At 60.3% G+C, this 18,358-nt stretch carries 13 protein-coding genes and 1 tRNA gene; 3 read left to right on the plus strand and 11 right to left on the minus strand.

Annotated elements, in window-relative coordinates; translation table 11 throughout:
• Window positions 1–2: 2 nt before the first annotated feature.
• The 4 genes from bcsB to bcsR all read right to left on the minus strand — a co-directional run bounded on the left by bcsB (window position 3) and on the right by bcsR (window position 5,907).
• Window positions 3–2,309 (minus strand): cellulose biosynthesis cyclic di-GMP-binding regulatory protein BcsB, encoded by a 2,307-nt coding sequence (bcsB, locus tag ACJ8IL_RS17150; protein ID WP_442516690.1) that lies wholly within the window; start codon window positions 2,307–2,309, stop codon window positions 3–5.
• Window positions 2,310–2,371: 62 nt separating this feature from the next.
• The gene (bcsA, locus tag ACJ8IL_RS17155; protein ID WP_060434820.1) at window positions 2,372–4,975 is read right to left on the minus strand and encodes a UDP-forming cellulose synthase catalytic subunit; all 2,604 of its coding nucleotides are present in this window, start codon (window positions 4,973–4,975) and stop codon (window positions 2,372–2,374) included.
• Window positions 4,972–5,712 (minus strand): cellulose biosynthesis protein BcsQ, encoded by a 741-nt coding sequence (gene bcsQ / locus ACJ8IL_RS17160; protein ID WP_025304844.1) that lies wholly within the window; start codon window positions 5,710–5,712, stop codon window positions 4,972–4,974. The genes bcsA and bcsQ overlap by 4 nt, the downstream gene beginning before the upstream one ends.
• A gap of 3 nt (window positions 5,713–5,715) precedes the next feature.
• A complete protein-coding gene (gene bcsR, locus ACJ8IL_RS17165) occupies window positions 5,716–5,907 on the minus strand; it encodes a cellulose biosynthesis protein BcsR (protein WP_043142275.1) in 192 nt (63 codons plus the stop codon).
• A gap of 189 nt (window positions 5,908–6,096) precedes the next feature.
• Here bcsR and bcsE point away from each other — a divergent pair, with 189 nt between their 5' ends.
• The 3 genes from bcsE to bcsG are packed head-to-tail and all read left to right on the plus strand — an operon-like array spanning window position 6,097 to window position 9,507.
• The gene (bcsE, locus tag ACJ8IL_RS17170; protein ID WP_197781307.1) at window positions 6,097–7,665 is read left to right on the plus strand and encodes a cellulose biosynthesis protein BcsE; all 1,569 of its coding nucleotides are present in this window, start codon (window positions 6,097–6,099) and stop codon (window positions 7,663–7,665) included.
• A complete protein-coding gene (gene bcsF, locus ACJ8IL_RS17175) occupies window positions 7,652–7,855 on the plus strand; it encodes a cellulose biosynthesis protein BcsF (protein ID WP_004934139.1) in 204 nt (67 codons plus the stop codon). The genes bcsE and bcsF overlap by 14 nt, the downstream gene beginning before the upstream one ends.
• A complete protein-coding gene (bcsG, locus tag ACJ8IL_RS17180; RefSeq protein ID WP_442516691.1) occupies window positions 7,852–9,507 on the plus strand; it encodes a cellulose biosynthesis protein BcsG in 1,656 nt (551 codons plus the stop codon). Before bcsF ends, bcsG begins: the two co-directional genes overlap by 4 nt.
• 298 nt (window positions 9,508–9,805) lie before the next feature.
• On the opposite strand, the gene dppF is transcribed toward bcsG, so the two are convergent.
• The 7 genes from dppF to ACJ8IL_RS17215 all read right to left on the minus strand — a co-directional run bounded on the left by dppF (window position 9,806) and on the right by ACJ8IL_RS17215 (window position 18,293).
• Window positions 9,806–10,795, minus strand: coding sequence for a dipeptide ABC transporter ATP-binding subunit DppF (gene dppF, locus ACJ8IL_RS17185; protein WP_015376237.1), 990 nt, complete (start codon window positions 10,793–10,795; stop codon window positions 9,806–9,808).
• The gene (gene dppD, locus ACJ8IL_RS17190) at window positions 10,792–11,772 is read right to left on the minus strand and encodes a dipeptide ABC transporter ATP-binding protein (RefSeq protein ID WP_004934132.1); all 981 of its coding nucleotides are present in this window, start codon (window positions 11,770–11,772) and stop codon (window positions 10,792–10,794) included. Before dppD ends, dppF begins: the two co-directional genes overlap by 4 nt.
• A 15-nt stretch (window positions 11,773–11,787) precedes the next feature.
• Window positions 11,788–12,690: a dipeptide ABC transporter permease DppC gene (dppC, locus tag ACJ8IL_RS17195; RefSeq protein WP_025304838.1), complete on the minus strand. Its 903-nt coding sequence runs from the start codon at window positions 12,688–12,690 to the stop codon at window positions 11,788–11,790.
• Between the two features lie 11 nt (window positions 12,691–12,701).
• Window positions 12,702–13,721: a dipeptide ABC transporter permease DppB gene (gene dppB, locus ACJ8IL_RS17200; protein ID WP_038630050.1), complete on the minus strand. Its 1,020-nt coding sequence runs from the start codon at window positions 13,719–13,721 to the stop codon at window positions 12,702–12,704.
• A gap of 170 nt (window positions 13,722–13,891) precedes the next feature.
• Window positions 13,892–15,499 carry a dipeptide ABC transporter periplasmic-binding protein DppA gene (gene dppA / locus ACJ8IL_RS17205; protein ID WP_025304836.1) on the minus strand — a complete coding sequence of 536 codons (1,608 nt, stop codon included), beginning with the start codon at window positions 15,497–15,499 and terminating at the stop codon, window positions 13,892–13,894.
• A gap of 601 nt (window positions 15,500–16,100) precedes the next feature.
• Window positions 16,101–17,792 carry a glycosyl hydrolase family 18 protein gene (locus ACJ8IL_RS17210; RefSeq protein ID WP_043142281.1) on the minus strand — a complete coding sequence of 564 codons (1,692 nt, stop codon included), beginning with the start codon at window positions 17,790–17,792 and terminating at the stop codon, window positions 16,101–16,103.
• Between the two features lie 424 nt (window positions 17,793–18,216).
• Window positions 18,217–18,293 (minus strand) — tRNA-Pro (locus tag ACJ8IL_RS17215).
• Window positions 18,294–18,358 lie beyond the last annotated feature (65 nt).

Here is an 18,358-nt window from a genome sequence, read left to right on the forward strand (position 1 = left end):
CGTCAATCCCGATCTTCAGGCGCCAGACGACGCCGGCTGAAGGCCTTCAGGCCGCGCCACAGTATCAGCCCCAGGATCACCACCAGCACCACCGCGATCACCGCCAGCAGTACCGGATGGGTGGAGAGGGCATACCACAGCCGCTCCCACCACGGCAGGTGGCCGACATAGTAAATATCGCCGACGCGCAGGCTGTTGACCCCCGATTCGCGGATCACCGCCACCGAACCAAACACCGCGGCGCGCTTGCCGCTGTCCAGCAGGGCATTGTTGAGCAGCTCATAGCCGCGCGGGCTGTCCGCCAACAGCGCCACGATGCTGCGTTGGTCGTTGAACGGCGACTGTACGCCGATGATCGCCGACATTGCGCCCTCGGAGCTGACGGTGGTCTTGCTGTCCGGCTTGGTGTCCTCTGCCAGCACTTCCGCACTCGGCAGCGGCGGCTGCCGCGTCGGCTGTTTCACCCAGCTTTGGGTCGCGTCCACCAGCAGACTGATTTTCTTGTCGTCGCGCAGCTCCGGCGGAATGGTGCCGACCATCAGGATGTCGTCGTCGCGATCCTTGGCCTGCGACCAGTCGTCGCTCAGCGTGAAGGCCAGCGCCGGATAACCGGTTTGCGCGCCGATCACGCCCAGCGCGTTCAGCAGCGCGCTGACCTGCGCCGGCTGCGGTTTCTGGTTCACCAACACCAGCGTTTGCGACAGATCCGCCAGGCGGCTGAACGGGAAACCGGCGTTGGCGAAAGCGCGCAGGTCCGGCATCGCCATAAAGTGGCGGTAGCCGGAGAAATCGATGGTGGACGCACCGTCGATCACCGCGTGGTTTTGCGTGAAGGAGTAGGTTTCGCAGCGCCCTTCCGCGCCGCTGGCCAGCAGCGTGGTGTAATCGAAGTCAAAGCGCAGCTGGTTGGTAGCCCCCAGCCGCAGCGCCGGGATATTGACGTTCTTGTCGGAGTCGAGCAGCCCCTGCGTCAACGGCAGGCGCAGCAGCTGCGCGCCCTGTTCGTGTTCCGGCACCAGCGAGTACGCCTGCACGAACTGGTTGTTCAGGCTGACGCTCAGCCGCGAACCGTCCTGAATGCGCGGCGCGGTATAGCGGTATTTCAGGTGCATATCGATGCCGGTGCTGCGGATCAGGAACAGGTCCGGCGGCAGGTTCATGGTCAGTGAAATCGGGCCAGGCTCGATGCCGCTGGTTTGCAGCTGTTCGGCATATTGCTGCAGCTCGGCGAAGGTCATCGGCCGATCGGTGCGCACCCAGTTCGGCGCGTCGTAAGGCTGGCGCGGCGCGAGCTGTTCCACCTTGTCCACCGTCACGTTCTGGCCGCGGAACAGGATGTTGCCCTGCGCGATGCCCTTCACCGCGGTGATCAAATCGTTGTCGTCACGCCCCTGAATCAACAGCAGTTTGACGTACGGATTGTCGGGGTGGCTGATCATCTCCACCGTCGGGCCGTTGACCGCCGGATAATCGCGCAGGAAATCCGGGCGCTGCGAGTTGGTGGCGAACACCACCGCGTGCTGCGTCGGCAGCGCGTTGTACAGCGTCGGGAAGGATTGCCCGCGCCACTGCGCCTTGCTGCCGAACCAGGAGGCCAGAATACCCGCCGCGCGCTGCTGGGTGAGGTCAGGCTGGCCGGCGAACACCATCGGCAGCGTCAGCGGCCGATTGTCACGGCTGTCGAAGAACGGCTCAGGGAAGTGCGACAGCTCGTTTTTCATCGGCAGCGTCTGGAAACGCAGCTTCAGCGCGCTGGACTTGCTGACGTCGAGCCACAGCGAGGTGCTGGCCGGGTTTTCGCAGATGTTCTGATAATGACCGACGAACACCAGCCGGACGCGGTTAAAATCGGTGATATAGCGCGGATCGATCACCATCTGGATGCGATTGGGCTTGCCCAGTTGCTCTTTGGCGAGGGTAGTTACGCCCATCAGTTCGTCGTTCAGATAGACCTTGACGTGCGACTCCACCGGGATCAGCGCCGGTGACGGCGTAAACTCCATATCGAGCATCGCCTGCGAGACCACCTCATCGCTGCGCACGCCGAATTCGATCTGTCCGTCCGGCCGGGTGCCGCGCAGAACAAAGGTGCCCGGCGGCGGCGCTATCTGCGCAAACGACAGCGATACGTCGCGCACCGGCGCATTCGGATCCTGCGGTGCGGTGGCCAGCGGTGGCGCGGTCGCCGTATCGGCCGCCGCGGCGATCGGCGGCTGGGCCGCCACGGTCGGCGCGGTGGCGGTTTCGGCCTGCGACAGGGTACTGATGCCTAAGGCCAGAGCAGTTAACCAGGTTATTTTTCGCGTCATCGTATCATCATCAATGTTGGAGCCTGTTCACCGGGCGAGTGAGCGGGCGGTTGAACTCGCAGCTAACCCACTGTTTCTTGTTGACCCAAGGTCGGATCCCTGCCGACGCCGCGCGGAATAAACGACACGACCCAGGCGGTCAGCGACGTGACCCCGACCAGCAAACCGCGCACCAGCGGCGGCGCGTAGTCCGCCATGCGCACATAGCCCCGGAAGCCCAGCGCCAGCACGTCGCGCAGGCTTTCGATCGGCCGGTCTTCAGGGAACCCGTCCTGCCACAGCGCCCAGGTATCGGCGCGGGCGAAGGTGCACTGAATGAAATCGATGTGTTCACGGGTAGAGAGACTGACCAGACGCACCCCCACCTTGTTGCCGAAGGCGCGCGTCACCACGCAGGGGAAGCTGTACTCCTGCTGGCCACGCTTGAGCAGCAGCGAGGCTTTGTCGCCGTCTTTCAACGCGTTTTCCACTCGCATCTCAATGCCCACGCCGCCGTCGGAGTAATCGCGCAGCGTGCAGGGGTAGAGGTGGCCGTCGGCACGCGCGATCGCCGCCGGCATGGCGATCTCCACGCGGTGCGCCTGACGCACCTGCTTGGCCTCTACCGCCACCGCCACCGCGCCGCCGAGAATGGTCATGTTGTACAGCACCCACACCAGGCTGATGATCACCGTCATCACCTCGTCCGTCGGGCCATAGGCCAGCCGCCAGGCGCCGAACGCCAGCCCGGCCAGGTTAAGGATCACCAGGAACATATAAGGTCGGGTGATCACCCAGTCTACGTGCTCCTCCTCCACCAGCCCGCCCTTGGCGGTGACGTTGAATTTGCCCTTGTGCGGATTGAACAGCGCCACCGTGGTCGGCCGCGCGATATACCAGGCCAGCACCGTTTCATAGATTTCGCTCCAGAACGAATGGCGGTATTTCCCCTGGATACGCGAGTTGGTCAGGCTGGCGTGGATCATGTGTGGCAGCACATAAAGCGCGATCGCCAGCGCCGGCGCGAAGATGATGTAGGCATGCAGCAGCAAAAACGCCAGCGGTGCGGTGAGGAAGATCAGCCGCGGAATGCCCGACAGGAAGTGCAGCATGGCGTTGGCGTAGCACAGGCGCTGCGCCAGTTTCAGCCCCTTGCCCAGCAGCGGGTTGTCGAGCCGGAAGATCTGCACCATGCCGCGCGCCCAGCGAATGCGCTGGCCGATGTGCGCCGACAGGCTTTCGGTCGCCAGCCCGGCAGCCTGCGGAATGCGGATATAAGCCGAGGTATGCCCGCGCCGGTGCAAACGCAGCGAGGTGTGGGCGTCTTCGGTGACGGTTTCCACCGCGATGCCGCCGATCTCGTCCAGCGCGCTGCGGCGCAAGATGGCACAAGAGCCGCAGAAGAAGGTGGCGTCCCACATGTCGTTGCCGTCCTGCACCAGCCCGTAGAACAAGGTGCCCTCGTTGGGCGTCTGGCGGAAACGCCCCAGGTTGCGCTCGAACGGATCCGGCGAGAAGAAGTGGTGCGGGGTCTGCAGCATCGCCAGCTTTTTGTCTTTGAAGAACCAGCCCATGGTCAGCTGCAGGAAAGAGCGCGTCGGCACGTGGTCGCAGTCGAAAATCGCCACGAACTCGCCGGTGGCCTGCTTCAACGCGTTGTTGATGTTGCCGGCCTTGGCATGTTCGTGGGTCGGCCTGGCGATGTATTTCACCCCCACTTCGGCGGCGAACGCACGGAATTCGGGGCGATTACCGTCATCAAGGATATAGATATTCACCTTTTCCTTCGGCCAGTCGATGCCCAGCGCCGCATAGACGGTCGGCTTCACCACCCCGAGGTCCTCATTGTAAGTCGGCACCATCAAATCGATGGTTGGCCAGGTCGCGCTGTCAGCGGGCAACGGCACCGGCTGGCGATTAAGCGGCCAGATAGTCTGGAAATAGCCCAGCACCAGCACCACCCAGGCGTAGGTTTCCGCCACCAACAGCAACAGGCCGCACACCAGGCTAAGTGGATCGTCCCAGTTCAGCGTGGCGGTATAGCGCCACCACAGGTAACGGCAGGAGACGGTCAGCGACAGCACGATCAGCATCAGCGCAGGCAAGCGCCCCGGCACCCGGCGCACCACCATCGCGATCCCCCACAGCAGCACGACGAACACGAATTGCGCCGACAGATCGAACGGTTGCGAGATGCACAGCATGGCGAGGATCGCCGCCAGCACGCCGACCAGAATAAACAGCGCGCGTCGCATGCCGCGGTTCATGCGGCCGAGGCGCTCTACCGAACGCTGTTCCACGCCGGCGTTTTTCAGCCGCTGCGGCAGGCCCTGCAGCCAATCGGCGTAGCGCTGCTGCAGCCGACGCCACCCAGCGAAATAGTCACGCTGCACTGGCGCGCGGCCGCTGCGGAACAGCAGTAGCCACAGGCCCTGCAGCAGATAGCGCAGCGCATCCGCCGGGCGTGGGCGTTCGGCGGACAGATGCGGGAACCAGTAAGCGCGGCCGGTACGCACACGCTGCCAGGCCGGTGATTCAAAGCGCAGCAGCATCCACCCCAGCGCCACCAGCAACGTGGCAAAAAACGCGGTCAGCGCCGACGCGCCGTTGCGGCGATAACCGCGGTAGCGCGCCTGCACCGCCTGACGCACCGGCGGCACCAGCAGCAGGCTCAGCACCCGGCTCATGGCGCAACACCCCGTTTGAGGTTGATCAGGCACCAGTTGGCCAGCGTCAGCACTTCATCCGCCGCCAGACTCTCGGGGCGGTACTCGCCCAGCGGCTGTTTGACCGCCAGCGCTTCCGCCAGCGCTTCATCGCGGTGGATCACCACCGGCAACAGACCGCTCAGGGTTTGCAGCCACAGCTGATGCAAATCCTGCTGCAGCTGGCTGGCGGAGGAGTAGTGATTGACCAGGAACCGGCAGTCGTTCGGCAGCGTCTGCTGATGGAGCCGTACCTGGCAGTTGGCGTCGGGGTTCAACAGCATGAACACGCTGTCGGCTAGCTGCAGCGCCTGCTGCGCCAGAGCGCCGTCCCCGATAGGAACATCCAATAGGATCCAGCGCTGCGGATCGCCGGCGCTCAGTTGGCGCAGGTTGTCGCGCCAGCGTTCGGGCAGCTGCTGACACTGACGCTGCACTTCCAGCCGTTCCGCCGCATTCAGGCGGCCAAACGGCAGAAAATCGAGGTTTTCACAATAACGCAGCGCGCCTTCCTGCCAACCGCCGCCGTCCTGCTCCGCGCGGGCCCAGCCGCGTGCCAGTTCGAACGGCGTGTTGAAATGCAAGCGCAGCAGATTATCCGGCGTGAAATCGATCGCCAACACCGACTCACCCAGCTGCTGCAACGCCCAGGCGAGCGCCGCCGTGACCGACGTCGTCCCCATCCCACCCCGCAGCCCTTGCAGCGCGATCACCGGCATAGATCAATGGCTCCCCACAGTCTGCGCCAATTCGGCCAACAGTGACCAGCGCGTCATCATGTGCGTTAGCCGCTCCTGCCGCGAAATATCGACATAGCTTAATTTCGGCAATGAAAAAGCCTGGCTGAGCGCCTGCAGGTCATCCTGGCTCTCCCCAGGTGCCGCTGCACGAAAATGGGTAGGTGCGTTATTCATTCTTCCGCCTTGGCGAAAATAGGCTATGTTAATTAACTATAGCAACGATACAAAAAGAGACAGGCAATAAGATGATTCTCAACAAATATTGCCGAATAGCGTCGGATATTTGTTATTGCCAGAGTAAAAATGGCTATCTTTAAATATAAACGCCTTTAGTCGGCTTTCAACGAAAGTAGAACACATCCTATGGCGCACTCTTTTTCTCTAGGCATTCGGCAGATTTGGGAAGAGCTCTCGGTGATGCAGGCTCCGGGACTCTATTGGATCAATATCGACAGGCAAAGCGACGCCGCGTTGCTGTGTCGCCAGGTGATCGCCGCCCAGCCGGCCACTCACAAAGTCGCCCTGATCTGCAGCGGCGACAAACCCGAAAGCCTGCTGGCCGAGCTGGCTTCGCCCGCTTTGCAAAAGCTGCCGCTGTATCAATTACCAGAGAAAAAAGCCGCGCTGACGCAGCTGAGCGACGATCTGATGCGCGCCCTGCGGCCGCAGAATCGCTTGCTTATCCTGCTGGCCCACGCCAGCCTGTGGCAAACCTTCACCACCGAAGAGCTGCGCGAGTGGACACGTACCCTCGCCGCCTGGCTGCGGCGGCAGGGCTGCACGCTGTTGATCCTCAGCCACGGCGGCGGCATCAATAAGCTTAAAGGGCAGCTCAGCGCACAGCATCGTATCCTGAACGGCCTATCCAGCCTGCAATGGCAGCAGGACAGCGCGCAATATCTGGTGAACTGGTGGAGCACCGAAAACGGCATCAACGCCAATCAACTGCTGACGTTGTACGCCGCGCAAGGCGGCTGGCAGGGCGAGGATGAAAATAGTCAACCCTCCCCCACCGCCTTGCGCAGCGACGAAGGTCAGTATCTGGCCGAACGCAGCATTCTGGAGGGCGCGCCGCCGCTGTCCGCCAACTGGCAGCTGTTGGAGAGCAACGACGAACTGGCGCAGCACGGCATGCTGAGACTCTCGGCAACGTTGATTTTCGCGTTGTATCAAAGCGACCAAATCGATCACCTGGCGCACCAGATCCACACCCTGCGACGCAGCCGCGGCAGCGGCCTGAAAATCGCGGTGCGCGAGATGAGCGCCAGCCTGCGCTACAGCGACGAACGGCTGCTGCTGGCCTGCGGCGCCAATCTGATCGTGCCGCACGTCGCGCCGCTGTCGCGTTTTCTCACCATGCTCGAGGGCATCCAGGGGCAGCGTTTCTCTCGCCATGTGCCCGCCGACATCGATGCGTTGCTGGCCGGTTTGCGCCCGCTGCAGCTCAAAGGCTATATGCGGCCGGAGGCGTTCAGCCAGGCGGTGCTTTCGCTGATGGGCAACACGCTGCTGCCTGAGGACGGCAAAGGCGTGATGGTGGCGCTGCGCCCGGCCACCGGCCTACGCGCCGAACAGGCGATGACCCTGTGCCACCTGCGGCGGTTCGGCGACGTGATGACCGTGGTGCAGGGGCGGCTGGTGCTGTTCCTGTCCACCTGCCGCATCAACGATCTGGATACCGCGCTGAAGTTCATCTTCCGGCTGCCGGTGGATGAAGCCTTCAGCAACCGGGTGGTGTGGCACCAGGACGTCGATATCGTTTCGGAAATCAAACGCATGGCCCAGGGGCACTGGCAGCTTTCGGCTACCGGTACCGCCGGCGCCGCGCCGCGCCCCAGCGTGGCGGTGGCCGAGGAACCCGTGGAACGGCGGCAGCCGGTCGCCTTCACGCTGTCGCTTGACCCGCAGGAGGAACCGCATGCTGAACCTTAACGATATCGTGCAACTGATCCTGCTGTGCGCGCTGATCTTCATTCCGCTGGGTTACGCCTTTCACCGGCGTTTTCCGCATTTGCGTCAATACTGGCAAAACCTGTTGTTATCGCCGCGCTATTTGAAATCCGCCGGTTTGTGGGTGCGCACTGGCTCCTCATCTCAGATTAAACGTAAGAAGCAGCCATGAATCGAAACTCGAATACGCAATCCGATAACGCTCTGTGGCGCTACTGGCGTGGGCTGGGTGGCTGGAACCTTTATTTTCTGGCTAAATTCGCCCTGCTGTGGTTCGGCTACCTGAATTTCCACGCGCTGCCGAACCTGGTGTTCATGGCGTTTCTGCTGATGCCGATCCCTTCGCAACGCCTGCATCGCTGGCGCCACTACCTCGCCATCCCGATCGGCATCGCCTTGTTCTACCACGACACCTGGCTGCCGGGCATCAACAGCATTCTCAGCCAGGGGTCGCAGCTGGCCGGCTTCAGCGCCCAGTATCTGCTGGAACTGGTCAACCGCTTTATCAACTGGCAGATGATCGGCGCGGCCTTCGTACTGTTTATCGCCTACCTGTTCGTCGCGCAATGGGTGCGCGTCACCGTATTCACCGTGGCGGCGCTGGTGTGGCTCAATATCGTCAACATTGCCGGGCCGGCGGTCTCACTGCTGCCCGCGACCTCCACAGCCTCGGCCGGCAGCGCCAATACGCCGGCCACGGCCGCTCCGGCGGCGGGGGACGCTGCGCCGGCGGACAGCCTGCCGCCGACCAGCGCCAACCTGACGGCCTACCTGAACCAGTTCTACGACCGGGAAAAAGGCCGCGCCACCGCGTTCCCGACCACCTTGCCCGCCGACGCCCAGCCGTTCGATCTGCTGGTGATCAACATCTGTTCGCTGGCATGGGCCGATATGGAGGCGGTCAACCTACAGAATCATCCGCTGTGGTCGAAGATGGATATCATGTTCGACAGCTTCAATTCGGCCACCGCCTACAGCGGCCCGGCCTCGATACGGTTGCTGCGCGCCAGCTGCGGCCAGCTTTCGCATCATGATTTGTACCAGCCGGTGAACCAGCAGTGTTACCTGTTCGACAACCTGACAAAACTCGGCTTCAAGGAACAGCTGATGCTCGATCACTCCGGGGTATTCGGCAACTACCTGAAAGAGCTGCGTGAACAGGGCGACATGCAGGCGCCGTTAATGTCGCAGGCCGGCATCGGCAACGAGCTGACGTCGTTCGACGGAGAGCCGATTTATAACGATCTCGAATTGCTGACCCGCTGGCTGGATCAGCAGCAAAAAGGCGGCGACGGCCGCACCGCTACCTTCTTCAACGTCATCCCGCTGCACGACGGCAACCGCTTCGTCGGCGCCAACAAGAGCGCCGACTATCAGCCACGCGCGCAGAAGCTGTTCGATCAGCTGAACACCTTCCTCGATCAGCTGGAAAAATCCGGCCGCAAAGTGGTGGTGGTGATCGTGCCGGAACACGGGGCGGCGTTAGTGGGTGACAAGATGCAGATGTCCGGCCTGCGCGATATCCCCAGCCCGAACATCACCCATACGCCGGTCGGCATCAAACTGGTGGGCATGAAGGCGCCGCATCAGGGCAGTCCGCTGCAGATCAAAACGCCGAGCAGCTATCTGGCGCTGTCTGAACTGGTGTCGCGCCTGGTGGACGGCAAGGTCTTCAGCGAATCCAGCGTCGATTGGCAGACACTGACGCAGGGGCTGCCGCAGACCCCGGTCATCTCCGAAAACGACAACGCTATCGTGATGCAATATCAGGGCAAGCCTTACATTCGCCTGAACGGCGGCGACTGGGTGCCTTATCCGCAATAAGCGCGATCTCATCAACCTAAAGCACGCCGCCGGCGTGCTTTTTTATTAGGGTTTTATAATAGAAATGGCGAAACAGCTCGACCGACAGAATGTTATTAACAACAAACCGTTGAATTCTATTATTCGATTATTATTTTCATGCGAAGATTCTTAAAAAAATAACGATTTGTCAGAATGACGTTAAGGGAATAATTTAAAAAATGGGTTGTCGCGATCGTTTACTGACTAACCCTTTGATTGAGTAATAAAAAACGCCGGCGTGATGCCGGCGTGAATTTAAGCGATGACGTTCGACGCCTTACGCCCCCGGATGTTCGTCCTGATCGACCGCAAAGCAGGCCACCATCTGCTCACCGTACTGTTTGAGCTGCGGCTGCAGCTGTACGCAGGTGCCAAAAGCGCGGCGGCAGCGGGCATTGAACGCACAGCCCGGCGGCGGATTCATCGGGCTGGGCAGCTCGCCGGTCAATTTGATGCGCTCGCGGCGCATATCCGGGTTTAACCGCGGCGTCGCCGACAGCAGCGCCTGAGTGTACGGATGACGCGGGTTGTTGAAGATCGCCTCTTTGCTGCCCTTTTCCACGCAGCGACCGAGGTACATCACCATCACCTCGTCGGCGATGTGTTCCACCACCGACAGATCGTGCGAGATAAACACATAGGACAGCCCCAGCTCCTGCTGCAGATCCATCATCAGGTTCAGCACCTGCGCGCGCACCGACACGTCCAATGCCGACACCGGTTCATCGGCGATCACCACGTCCGGATTCAGCATCAGCCCGCGGGCAATGGCGATACGCTGGCGCTGGCCGCCGGAGAACATGTGCGGGTAGCGGTCATAATGTTCGGTCTTCAGGCCGACCTTCGCCATCATCTCTAGCGCTTTTTCCCGCCGTTCGGCGGCGCTGAGCGACGTGTTGATCAACAGCGGCTCCTCGAGGATCTGCCCGACCTTCTTGCGCGGGTTGAGCGATCCGTAAGGATTCTGGAACACGATTTGGATCTTCTGGCGTCGCAGTTTCTCGGCCGAGACGTCCGGCTTCAGCAGATCCTGCCCCTGGTAGTACAGCTCGCCGCCGGTCGGCACTTCGATCATCGTCAGCAGGCGGCCGAGCGTCGATTTGCCGCAGCCCGATTCGCCGACCACCGCCAGCGTTTTGCCGCGCTCCAGGGTGAAGGACACACCGTCGAGCGCCTTGACCAGCCGCTCCGGCGCGAACAGGCCCTTTTTCACCGGGTAATGCTTCTTCAGGTCAATCGCCTGCAGTAAAGGTTGATTCTGGCTCATACGGTCGGCCTCCCCGCATCATCCAGCGGTGTGTGACATTTAACCTGACGGCCGGGAATGCTGCGCAGTTCCGGCTCCTCGTTACGGCAGCGCTCGTTGGCGTACGGACAACGCGGATTGAGCAGGCAGCCGGTCGGGCGATCGTATTTGCCCGGCACCACGCCCGGCAGCGAAGCCAACCGCGCCTTGTCGGCGGCAAACTCCGGCAGCGCGCGCAGCAGTGCCTGGGTGTACGGGTGGCGCGGCGCGCGGAAAATCTCCGCCGCCTTGCCGGATTCCACCACCTGGCCGGCGTACATCACGATGATGTGATGCGCGGCTTCCGCCACCAGCGCCAGATCGTGGGTGATCAGCAGCAGCGCCATGTTTTCGCGCTGCTGCAGGTCCAGCAACAGCTCGATGATCTGCGCCTGGATGGTCACGTCGAGCGCGGTCGTCGGCTCATCGGCGATCAGCAGCTTCGGCCGACAGGCGATGGCCATGGCGATCATTACGCGCTGGCTCATGCCGCCGGAAAGCTGGTGCGGGTATACGTCCAGCCGCGAAGCCGGATCAGGAATGCCGACCTGGGTCAGCAGGTCGATAGCACGCTGGCGGCGAGTGCGGCGATTGCCGCCCTGATGCACCTTCAGCGCCTCCATGATCTGATAACCGACGGTATAGCACGGGTTCAGGCTGGTCATCGGATCCTGGAAGATCATCGCCACTTCGGAGCCCACCAGCTGGCGGCGCTCTTTTTCGGAGATCTTGCGCAGATCCTGGCCGTTGAACTCCAGCTTGTCGGCCATCACCTTGCCAGGGAAATCGATCAGGCCCATGATCGCCAGCGAACTGACGGATTTGCCGGAGCCGGATTCACCGACGATGCCGACCACCTGACCTTGCTCCACGCTGTAACTGATGCGGTCTACCGCGCGGAACGGGGTGCCTTCGTCACCGAAGTGCACCGAAAGCTTGTCTACATTCAATAACGCCATCTCTCTCGTCCTCTGTTACTGCTTGAGTTTGGGGTCGAGAGCGTCACGCAAACCGTCCCCCATCAGGTTGAATGCCAGCACCGTCAGCAGGATCGCCACGCCGGGGAAGGTCACCACCCACCAGGCACTTTGCGCGAACTGCAGCACGTCGGAGAGCATGGTGCCCCACTCCGGCGTCGGCGGCTGCGCGCCCATGCCCAGAAAGCCGAGCGCGGCCATGTCCAGAATGGCGTTCGAGAAACCGAGAGAAGCCTGCACGATCAAAGGCGCCAGGCAGTTAGGCAGAATATTGACGAACATCTGGCGCAGTGCGCCGGCGCCCGCCACCCGCGATGCGGTGACGTAGTCGCGGTTGACCTCCACCAGCACCGCCGCGCGCGTCAAACGTACATAGTGCGGCAGGGCGACGAAGGTCAGCGCCAGCGAAGCGTTAACGATCGACGGCCCGAATACCGCCACCAGTACCAGTGCCAGCAGCAGGCTCGGCAGAGCCAGCATGATGTCGACGACGCGCATGATAATCGCGTCCACCACGCCGCCGAAGTAACCGGCCAGCAGGCCGAATATCACGCCCATGATCAGCGACAGCACTACCACCAGGCAGCCGACCAACAGCGACAGCCGTGCACCGTACATCAGGCGCGACAGGACGTCGCGGCCCACGTCGTCGGTGCCGAGGATATATTGCCAGCTGCCGCCCTCTTGCCACACCGGCGGCTTGAGCAGAGCATCGCGGAACTGGTCCGCCGGCGCATGCGGCGCCAGCACGCCGGCGCCGAGCGCGATCACCAGCATCAGAACGATATACACCAGGCCGACCACGGCCCCTTTATTGCGCTTGAAATAGTGCCAGAACTCCTGAAACGGGGTCATTGGCTTCGGCGCACCTTTAACTGCAGACTCAGTGATTTGAGACATGAGAGCGCCCCTTATTTCTTGTGGCGAATACGCGGGTTGACCACGCCGTAGAGCACGTCTACCAGCAGGTTAACCAGAATGATCATACAGGCGACCAGCAACACCCCGCCCTGCACCACCGGGTAATCGCGGCGCTGCAGCGCGTCGATCAGCCAGCGGCCCAGCCCCGGCCAGGAGAAGATGGTTTCGGTCAGAATGGCGCCGGCCAGCATGGTGCCGACCTGCAGCCCGATCACCGTCACCACCGGCAGCAGCGCGTTGCGCAGCGCGTGGACGACGATCACCCGCATACGGCTCACGCCCTTGGCGCGGGCGGTGCGAATGTAGTCTTCACCCAACACCTCCAGCATCGAGGAACGGGTCATGCGCACGATCACCGCCAGCGGGATGGTGCCCAGCACGATGGCCGGCAGGATCATGTGCATCACCGCGTCGATAAAGTCGCCCGGCTCGCCCCAGATCAGGGTGTCTATCAGCATAAAGCCGGTCAGCGGCTGGCTGTCGTCAAGGAATACCGTGTCGCTGATGCGCCCCGACACCGGCGTCAGGTTAAGCTGCACCGACACCAGCATGATCAGCATCATGCCCCACCAGAAAATCGGCATCGAATAGCCGGTCAGCGAGATGCCCACCGCAGTATGATCGAAGACCGAGCCACGTTTGACCGCCGCCAGCACCCCGACCGGGATGCCTACCAGCACCGCGAAAAGCATCGCGCAGAAGCCCAGCTCCAGCGTGGCCTGAAAGCGCGGAACGAACTCGCTCCAGACGGAGATGCGGCTTTTGAGTGAGGTGCCCAGATCGCCGTGCAGCACGTTGGACACGTAGGAGAAATATTGTTGATAAAGCGGCTTGTCCAGCCCCATTTCCGCCATCAGCTGCGCGTGGCGCTCGGCGGAGATACCGCGTTCCCCGGCCATGATGGTCACCGGGTCGCCGGGGATCATATGGACGAATGCAAAAGTCAGCAATGTAATGCCGATAAACGTTGGGATAACTAACCCCAAACGTCGGAGTATGAACTGCAACATATCCCGAACTCTCTGTATCAATGCCCGGCAGCTCATCGTCCGCCAGGCTTATTAACGCTCACATGCCTTTGAACGATTCGACGGCCATACGCCGGAGACTGGTCAGCAGGGGCGCAAACCTGTTGCGCCCCTGCAAGTCCATTCGTGCGTCTCCGGTAAAGCGGTCGAAATCAGTCTACAGAGACATTCTCGAAGTGATGCTTACCGAGCGGATCCACGACGTAGCCTTTCACTTCCTTACGCACAGGCTCGTACACGGTGGAGTGTGCGACAATCAGCGCCGGAGCCTGATCGTGCATCACCACCTGCGCCTGTTTGTACAGTTCGATGCGCTTGTCGTGGTTGGATTCGGCGCGCGCCGGTTGAATCAGATCTTCAAACGGCTTGTAGCACCAGCGGGAGTAGTTGGAGCCGTCTTTCGCCGCCGCGCAGCTGAACAGCGTGGCGAAGAAGTTATCCGGATCCCCGTTGTCGCCGGTCCAGCCCATCATCACCGTCTGGTGCTCGCCCGCTTTGGCGCGCTTGAGGTATTCACCCCACTCATAGGTCACGATTTTGGCTTTCACGCCGATCTTGGCCCAGTCGGCCTGGATCATTTCCGCCATGCGGCGTGCGTTCGGGTTGTAAGGACGCTGTACCGGCATCGCCCACAGGTCGATGCTGAAACCGTCGGCCATGCCCGCTTCTTTCAGCAACTCTTTCGCCTTGGCCGGATCGTAAGCGTAATCCTGCACCGCGTCGTTATAGCCCCACATGGTTGGCGGGATCAGGTTCTTGGCCGCCTGGCCCGCGCCCTGATAAACCGCGTCGATGATCGCCTGCTTGTTGACCGCCATGGTCAACGCCTGGCGCACCTTCAGGTTATCCAGCGGCTTTTTCTCGACGTTGAACGACAGGTAACCCACGTTCAGGCCCGGCTGTTCCATCAGGTTGATGGACTTGTCTTGCTTCATGCGGGCGATATCGGCCGGGTTCGGGTACGGCATCACCTGACATTCGTTTTTCTGCAGTTTGGCGTAGCGCACGGAGGCGTCAGGCGTGATGGAGAACACCAGGCGATCGATCTTCGGCTTGGTGCCCCAGAAACCGTCGAATGCCTTGTACAGGATCTTGGAGTCTTTCTGGTATTGCAGCAGTTGGAACGGACCGGTGCCGATCGGATTCAGGTCGACTTTCTCCGGCGTGCCGGCTTTCATCATCACGTCGGCGTATTCGGCGGACAGGATGGACGCGAAGTCCATGCCCAGGTCAGCCAGGAACGGCGCCTCCGGGCGGTTCAGCACGAAGCGCACGGTGTTGTCGTCCACTTTTTCAATCTTGGCGATCAGCTTAGGCATGTCCATGCCTTCAAAGTATTCGTAGCTGCCGCCGGACACTTTGTGGTAGGCGTTGTTCGCATCCAACTGGCGCTCAAAGGAGAACACCACGTCGTCGGCGTTGAAATCGCGCGTCGGTTTGAAGTCTTTGTTGCTCTGCCACTTCACGCCTTTGCGCAGGTGGAAGGTGTAGGTTTTGCCGTCTTCGCTGACGTCCCACTTCTCAGCCAGGCCCGGCTGCAGTTCGGTGGTGCCGATTTTGAATTCGACCAGGCGGTTGTAGATCGGTACCGAGCTGGCGTCGTAGGTGGTGCCGGAGGTAAACAGCTGCGGGTTGAACCCTTCCGGGGAACCTTCAGAACAGTAAACCAACGTCTTGGCCTGTACGCTGGCCGCCACGGTCAGCGCGATCAGCCCAATACCGAATTTCAGAATCCCCGATTTACCCAAGGAACGTGTCATCGTTAGTGCTCCATTGTGTGATGTGATGTGTGTAATTGCCGCCAGACCTGTATTTTTTATTGCGTGGCCTGTGCGATCGGCGCCCGAAGGCAGAAGGCGTACGAGGAGAGAATGCCGGATGGAACGCATCGCGGCGGGGACGTCTGAGCGCGTGGAATTCACTCAAACAACTCTCGCTCTTACCCCTGAGGCTATCAAGTTGCCAACTGTTTGGGGTGTCGTCAATATAACCAGTGGGGATTTACGCAGACTGTGAGAAACAGCAAACAAACATAAAAAAAACCTTTTGTTAACAGTTCCAGCATGAAAATTTATGCTAAGCGGCCATTTTTAGCGCATTGGTCTGACCCTAACAAAGTTACTGGTTTTTAACTCCGTTAAAAAACGCCAAAACTTTGTTGCTGAATGATGAATATCTGAACGGTTATTTTTGTGATCGCCGTTAAAGACAGGAGGAAATGCTGAAGGATTACCCAAAAGGGTGAGTCCGATGAGCGCGTTTTGCACCGGGCAGGCCCACAATCTGTGCGGCGTAAAAAAACTTTCGGCTGCGAAAAAGCCGGGGGCGAAAGGATATCCCCCGGCAACGCACTGCAACCGATTATTGAACGCCGGCGCTATTGCCCAGGCTGGCGTTCATGCTGTTAAGAATATCGCCATTGTCCGCGTCGATCTCCCAGGAGAACAGGCCACCTAACTGCTTATCCAACACGTACTTGCCTTTGGCCTGCACCGAGCGGGCATCGTCGAAGGTGATCAGATCGCCGGTGGAAGGTTTGAACACGTAAGGCGCTTCCGCCGTGGCGTCGTAGGTATACTGCCACTCGCCGCTCATGAACTGGCTGGCGATTTGGCGGTAGTCCACGATGCCATTCTCCCAGGTGCCTTTAACCGGCCCGGTGGCGGTACCAGTGAACGGAATGTTGTTCTGGTAGCCGTTCACCCCGGTCCAGCCGCGGCCATACATGGCGGTGCCGACGACGATCTTGCCCGGCTTGACGCCCTGCGTCAGCAGCGCATTCACGCCGTTCACCGTGGTGTAGGCGGTATCCGGTTTCCAGGCCGGCGCATTCAGCGCGGTCTGATGCCCCAGGTTCTTCAGATCGAAGGCGCCATAGAAGTCGTAGCTCATCAGGAAGATGTGATCCATCGAGTTCTGCGCAACGTTGTAAGCCACCTTGTCGATCTTGTCCTTGCCAGCGCTGATGGCGGAGGTCAGCTCATACTTGCGGCCGGTTTCCGCCGACAGCTGATCCAGCATCGCCCGCAGCTCCTTCATCAGCAGCACATAGGTTTCCCCGTCTTGCGGGCTGCCCAGGTTAGGGTTGGCGCCTTTGCCGCCCGGGAACTCCCAGTCGATATCCACGCCGTCGAAGAACTTCCAGGTCTGCAGGAACTCTTTTACCGAACCGACGAAGCGATCGCGCTTCACCTTGTCGCCCATGAAGAAGAACGGGTCGGACAGCGTCCAGCCGCCGATCGACGGCAGAATTTTCAGGTCAGGATGCGCCTGCTTCAGCGCCATCAGCTGGCCGAAGTTGCCCTTGTAGGGGTCATCCCAGGCGGTCACGCCCTTCTGCGCTTTTTGCAGCGCGGCGAACGGATCGTGGATCGAGACTTTGAAGTCCTCGCGGCCCTGACAGGAGCGCTGCAAGGCCTGGAAACTGCCTTCGATCTCTTTCAGGCTGTCGTTGATGCCATTGCCGCCGCAGATCGGGATAAAGCCGTACAGCAGGTGGGTCAGGTTTTGCGCCGGGATCTTGTCGACGGTGAAATTGCGCCCGTAAACGCCCCACTCGACGAAATAAGAACCGACCACTTTGCCGGAGTTCTGTTTATACGGTTTATTCTTTTCCAGCAGCGGCTCTTTCAACGGCGCCAAATGGCTGCCGTCGGTGTCGGCCACCACAATTTCGGTGGCGTCGCTGGCGGTGCAGCCGTCGGCATTGCACAATGCCACCTGCATTTGATAACGGCCGCCTTTATTCACTTTAAAATTCGCCGTACCGGAAGAACCGGTTGAAGGGCCGCTCCACGCCTCTTTGCCATTTAATAAAATTTTTGCCGTCGTGCCGGTGTCGCCATTCCATAAATTCCAGGAGACAGAAACGTCGGCGGCATTTTTTACCTTCACCAGATTATTATAAGCGGTGGCCGCCTGATCGACTTCGACAATGGCGAACTTGGTGTTGCCCCAGGCGATGGTCGGCTTGCCCGGTGCGGCGGCCTGCGCCGCGGAACACAGCGTACTGCCGATCAACAGCGCCAACAGCGGTTTATTAAATTTGCGCATAACTGATTCCTTTATTCCGAGAGGATAAACATAAAAGAGTTAATCGTCGCTACGCATTGCCGAAGCGAAAAAATTCCGCAATAATCCACGAAGATTAACGTTAATAAATAATCACGGTATTTCCCACGCGACGGGAATAAGAGTTCCCGCGTTGTCCATTTAGACTATAGGTAAAAAAAACGTGAAAACAAGAGCGCTATCAATCGGGTTTTATTTGGCAAGCATGAATTTATTTAAACATGAAAATAAGAACCTAATGGGAATAAGGAATGTGAATTAATTAAGCGTAAAGGATAAATATATTTCACGAGGACGGCAGATTGAGGCACGCCATAAAGCGAAGCCGGTCGTAGCGAGGAGGTACTCATCCTCATAAACTACGGGCGAAAAAAAACCTGCTTTAAAAAGCAGGTTTTTCGAATGGTGGTCGGCGAGAGAGGATTCGAACCTCCGACCCACTGGTCCCAAACCAGTTGCGCTACCAAGCTGCGCTACTCGCCGATGCGGGGCGCATCTTACTGCTGGCGGTTATAGGCGTCAATCACTTTTTTTCCCCTGCATTTCAA

It is taken from the genome of Serratia sp. CY47444 (assembly GCF_052168635.1).
GTDB classification, from domain to species: Bacteria; Pseudomonadota; Gammaproteobacteria; order Enterobacterales; family Enterobacteriaceae; genus Serratia; species Serratia bockelmannii.

Excerpts from the sequence above, each read along its gene's own strand:
- bcsB (WP_442516690.1), bottom strand. The coding sequence starts at position 2,309 with ATGACGCGAAAAATAACCTGGTTAACTGCTCTGGCCTTAGGCATCAGT.
- bcsA (WP_060434820.1), bottom strand. The coding sequence starts at position 4,975 with ATGAGCCGGGTGCTGAGCCTGCTGCTGGTGCCGCCGGTGCGTCAGGCG.
- bcsQ (WP_025304844.1), bottom strand. The coding sequence starts at position 5,712 with ATGCCGGTGATCGCGCTGCAAGGGCTGCGGGGTGGGATGGGGACGACG.
- bcsR (WP_043142275.1), bottom strand. The coding sequence starts at position 5,907 with ATGAATAACGCACCTACCCATTTTCGTGCAGCGGCACCTGGGGAGAGC.
- bcsE (WP_197781307.1), top strand. The coding sequence starts at position 6,097 with ATGGCGCACTCTTTTTCTCTAGGCATTCGGCAGATTTGGGAAGAGCTC.
- bcsF (WP_004934139.1), top strand. The coding sequence starts at position 7,652 with ATGCTGAACCTTAACGATATCGTGCAACTGATCCTGCTGTGCGCGCTG.
- bcsG (WP_442516691.1), top strand. The coding sequence starts at position 7,852 with ATGAATCGAAACTCGAATACGCAATCCGATAACGCTCTGTGGCGCTAC.
- dppF (WP_015376237.1), bottom strand. The coding sequence starts at position 10,795 with ATGAGCCAGAATCAACCTTTACTGCAGGCGATTGACCTGAAGAAGCAT.
- dppD (WP_004934132.1), bottom strand. The coding sequence starts at position 11,772 with ATGGCGTTATTGAATGTAGACAAGCTTTCGGTGCACTTCGGTGACGAA.
- dppC (WP_025304838.1), bottom strand. The coding sequence starts at position 12,690 with ATGTCTCAAATCACTGAGTCTGCAGTTAAAGGTGCGCCGAAGCCAATG.
- dppB (WP_038630050.1), bottom strand. The coding sequence starts at position 13,721 with ATGTTGCAGTTCATACTCCGACGTTTGGGGTTAGTTATCCCAACGTTT.
- dppA (WP_025304836.1), bottom strand. The coding sequence starts at position 15,499 with ATGACACGTTCCTTGGGTAAATCGGGGATTCTGAAATTCGGTATTGGG.
- ACJ8IL_RS17210 (WP_043142281.1), bottom strand. The coding sequence starts at position 17,792 with ATGCGCAAATTTAATAAACCGCTGTTGGCGCTGTTGATCGGCAGTACG.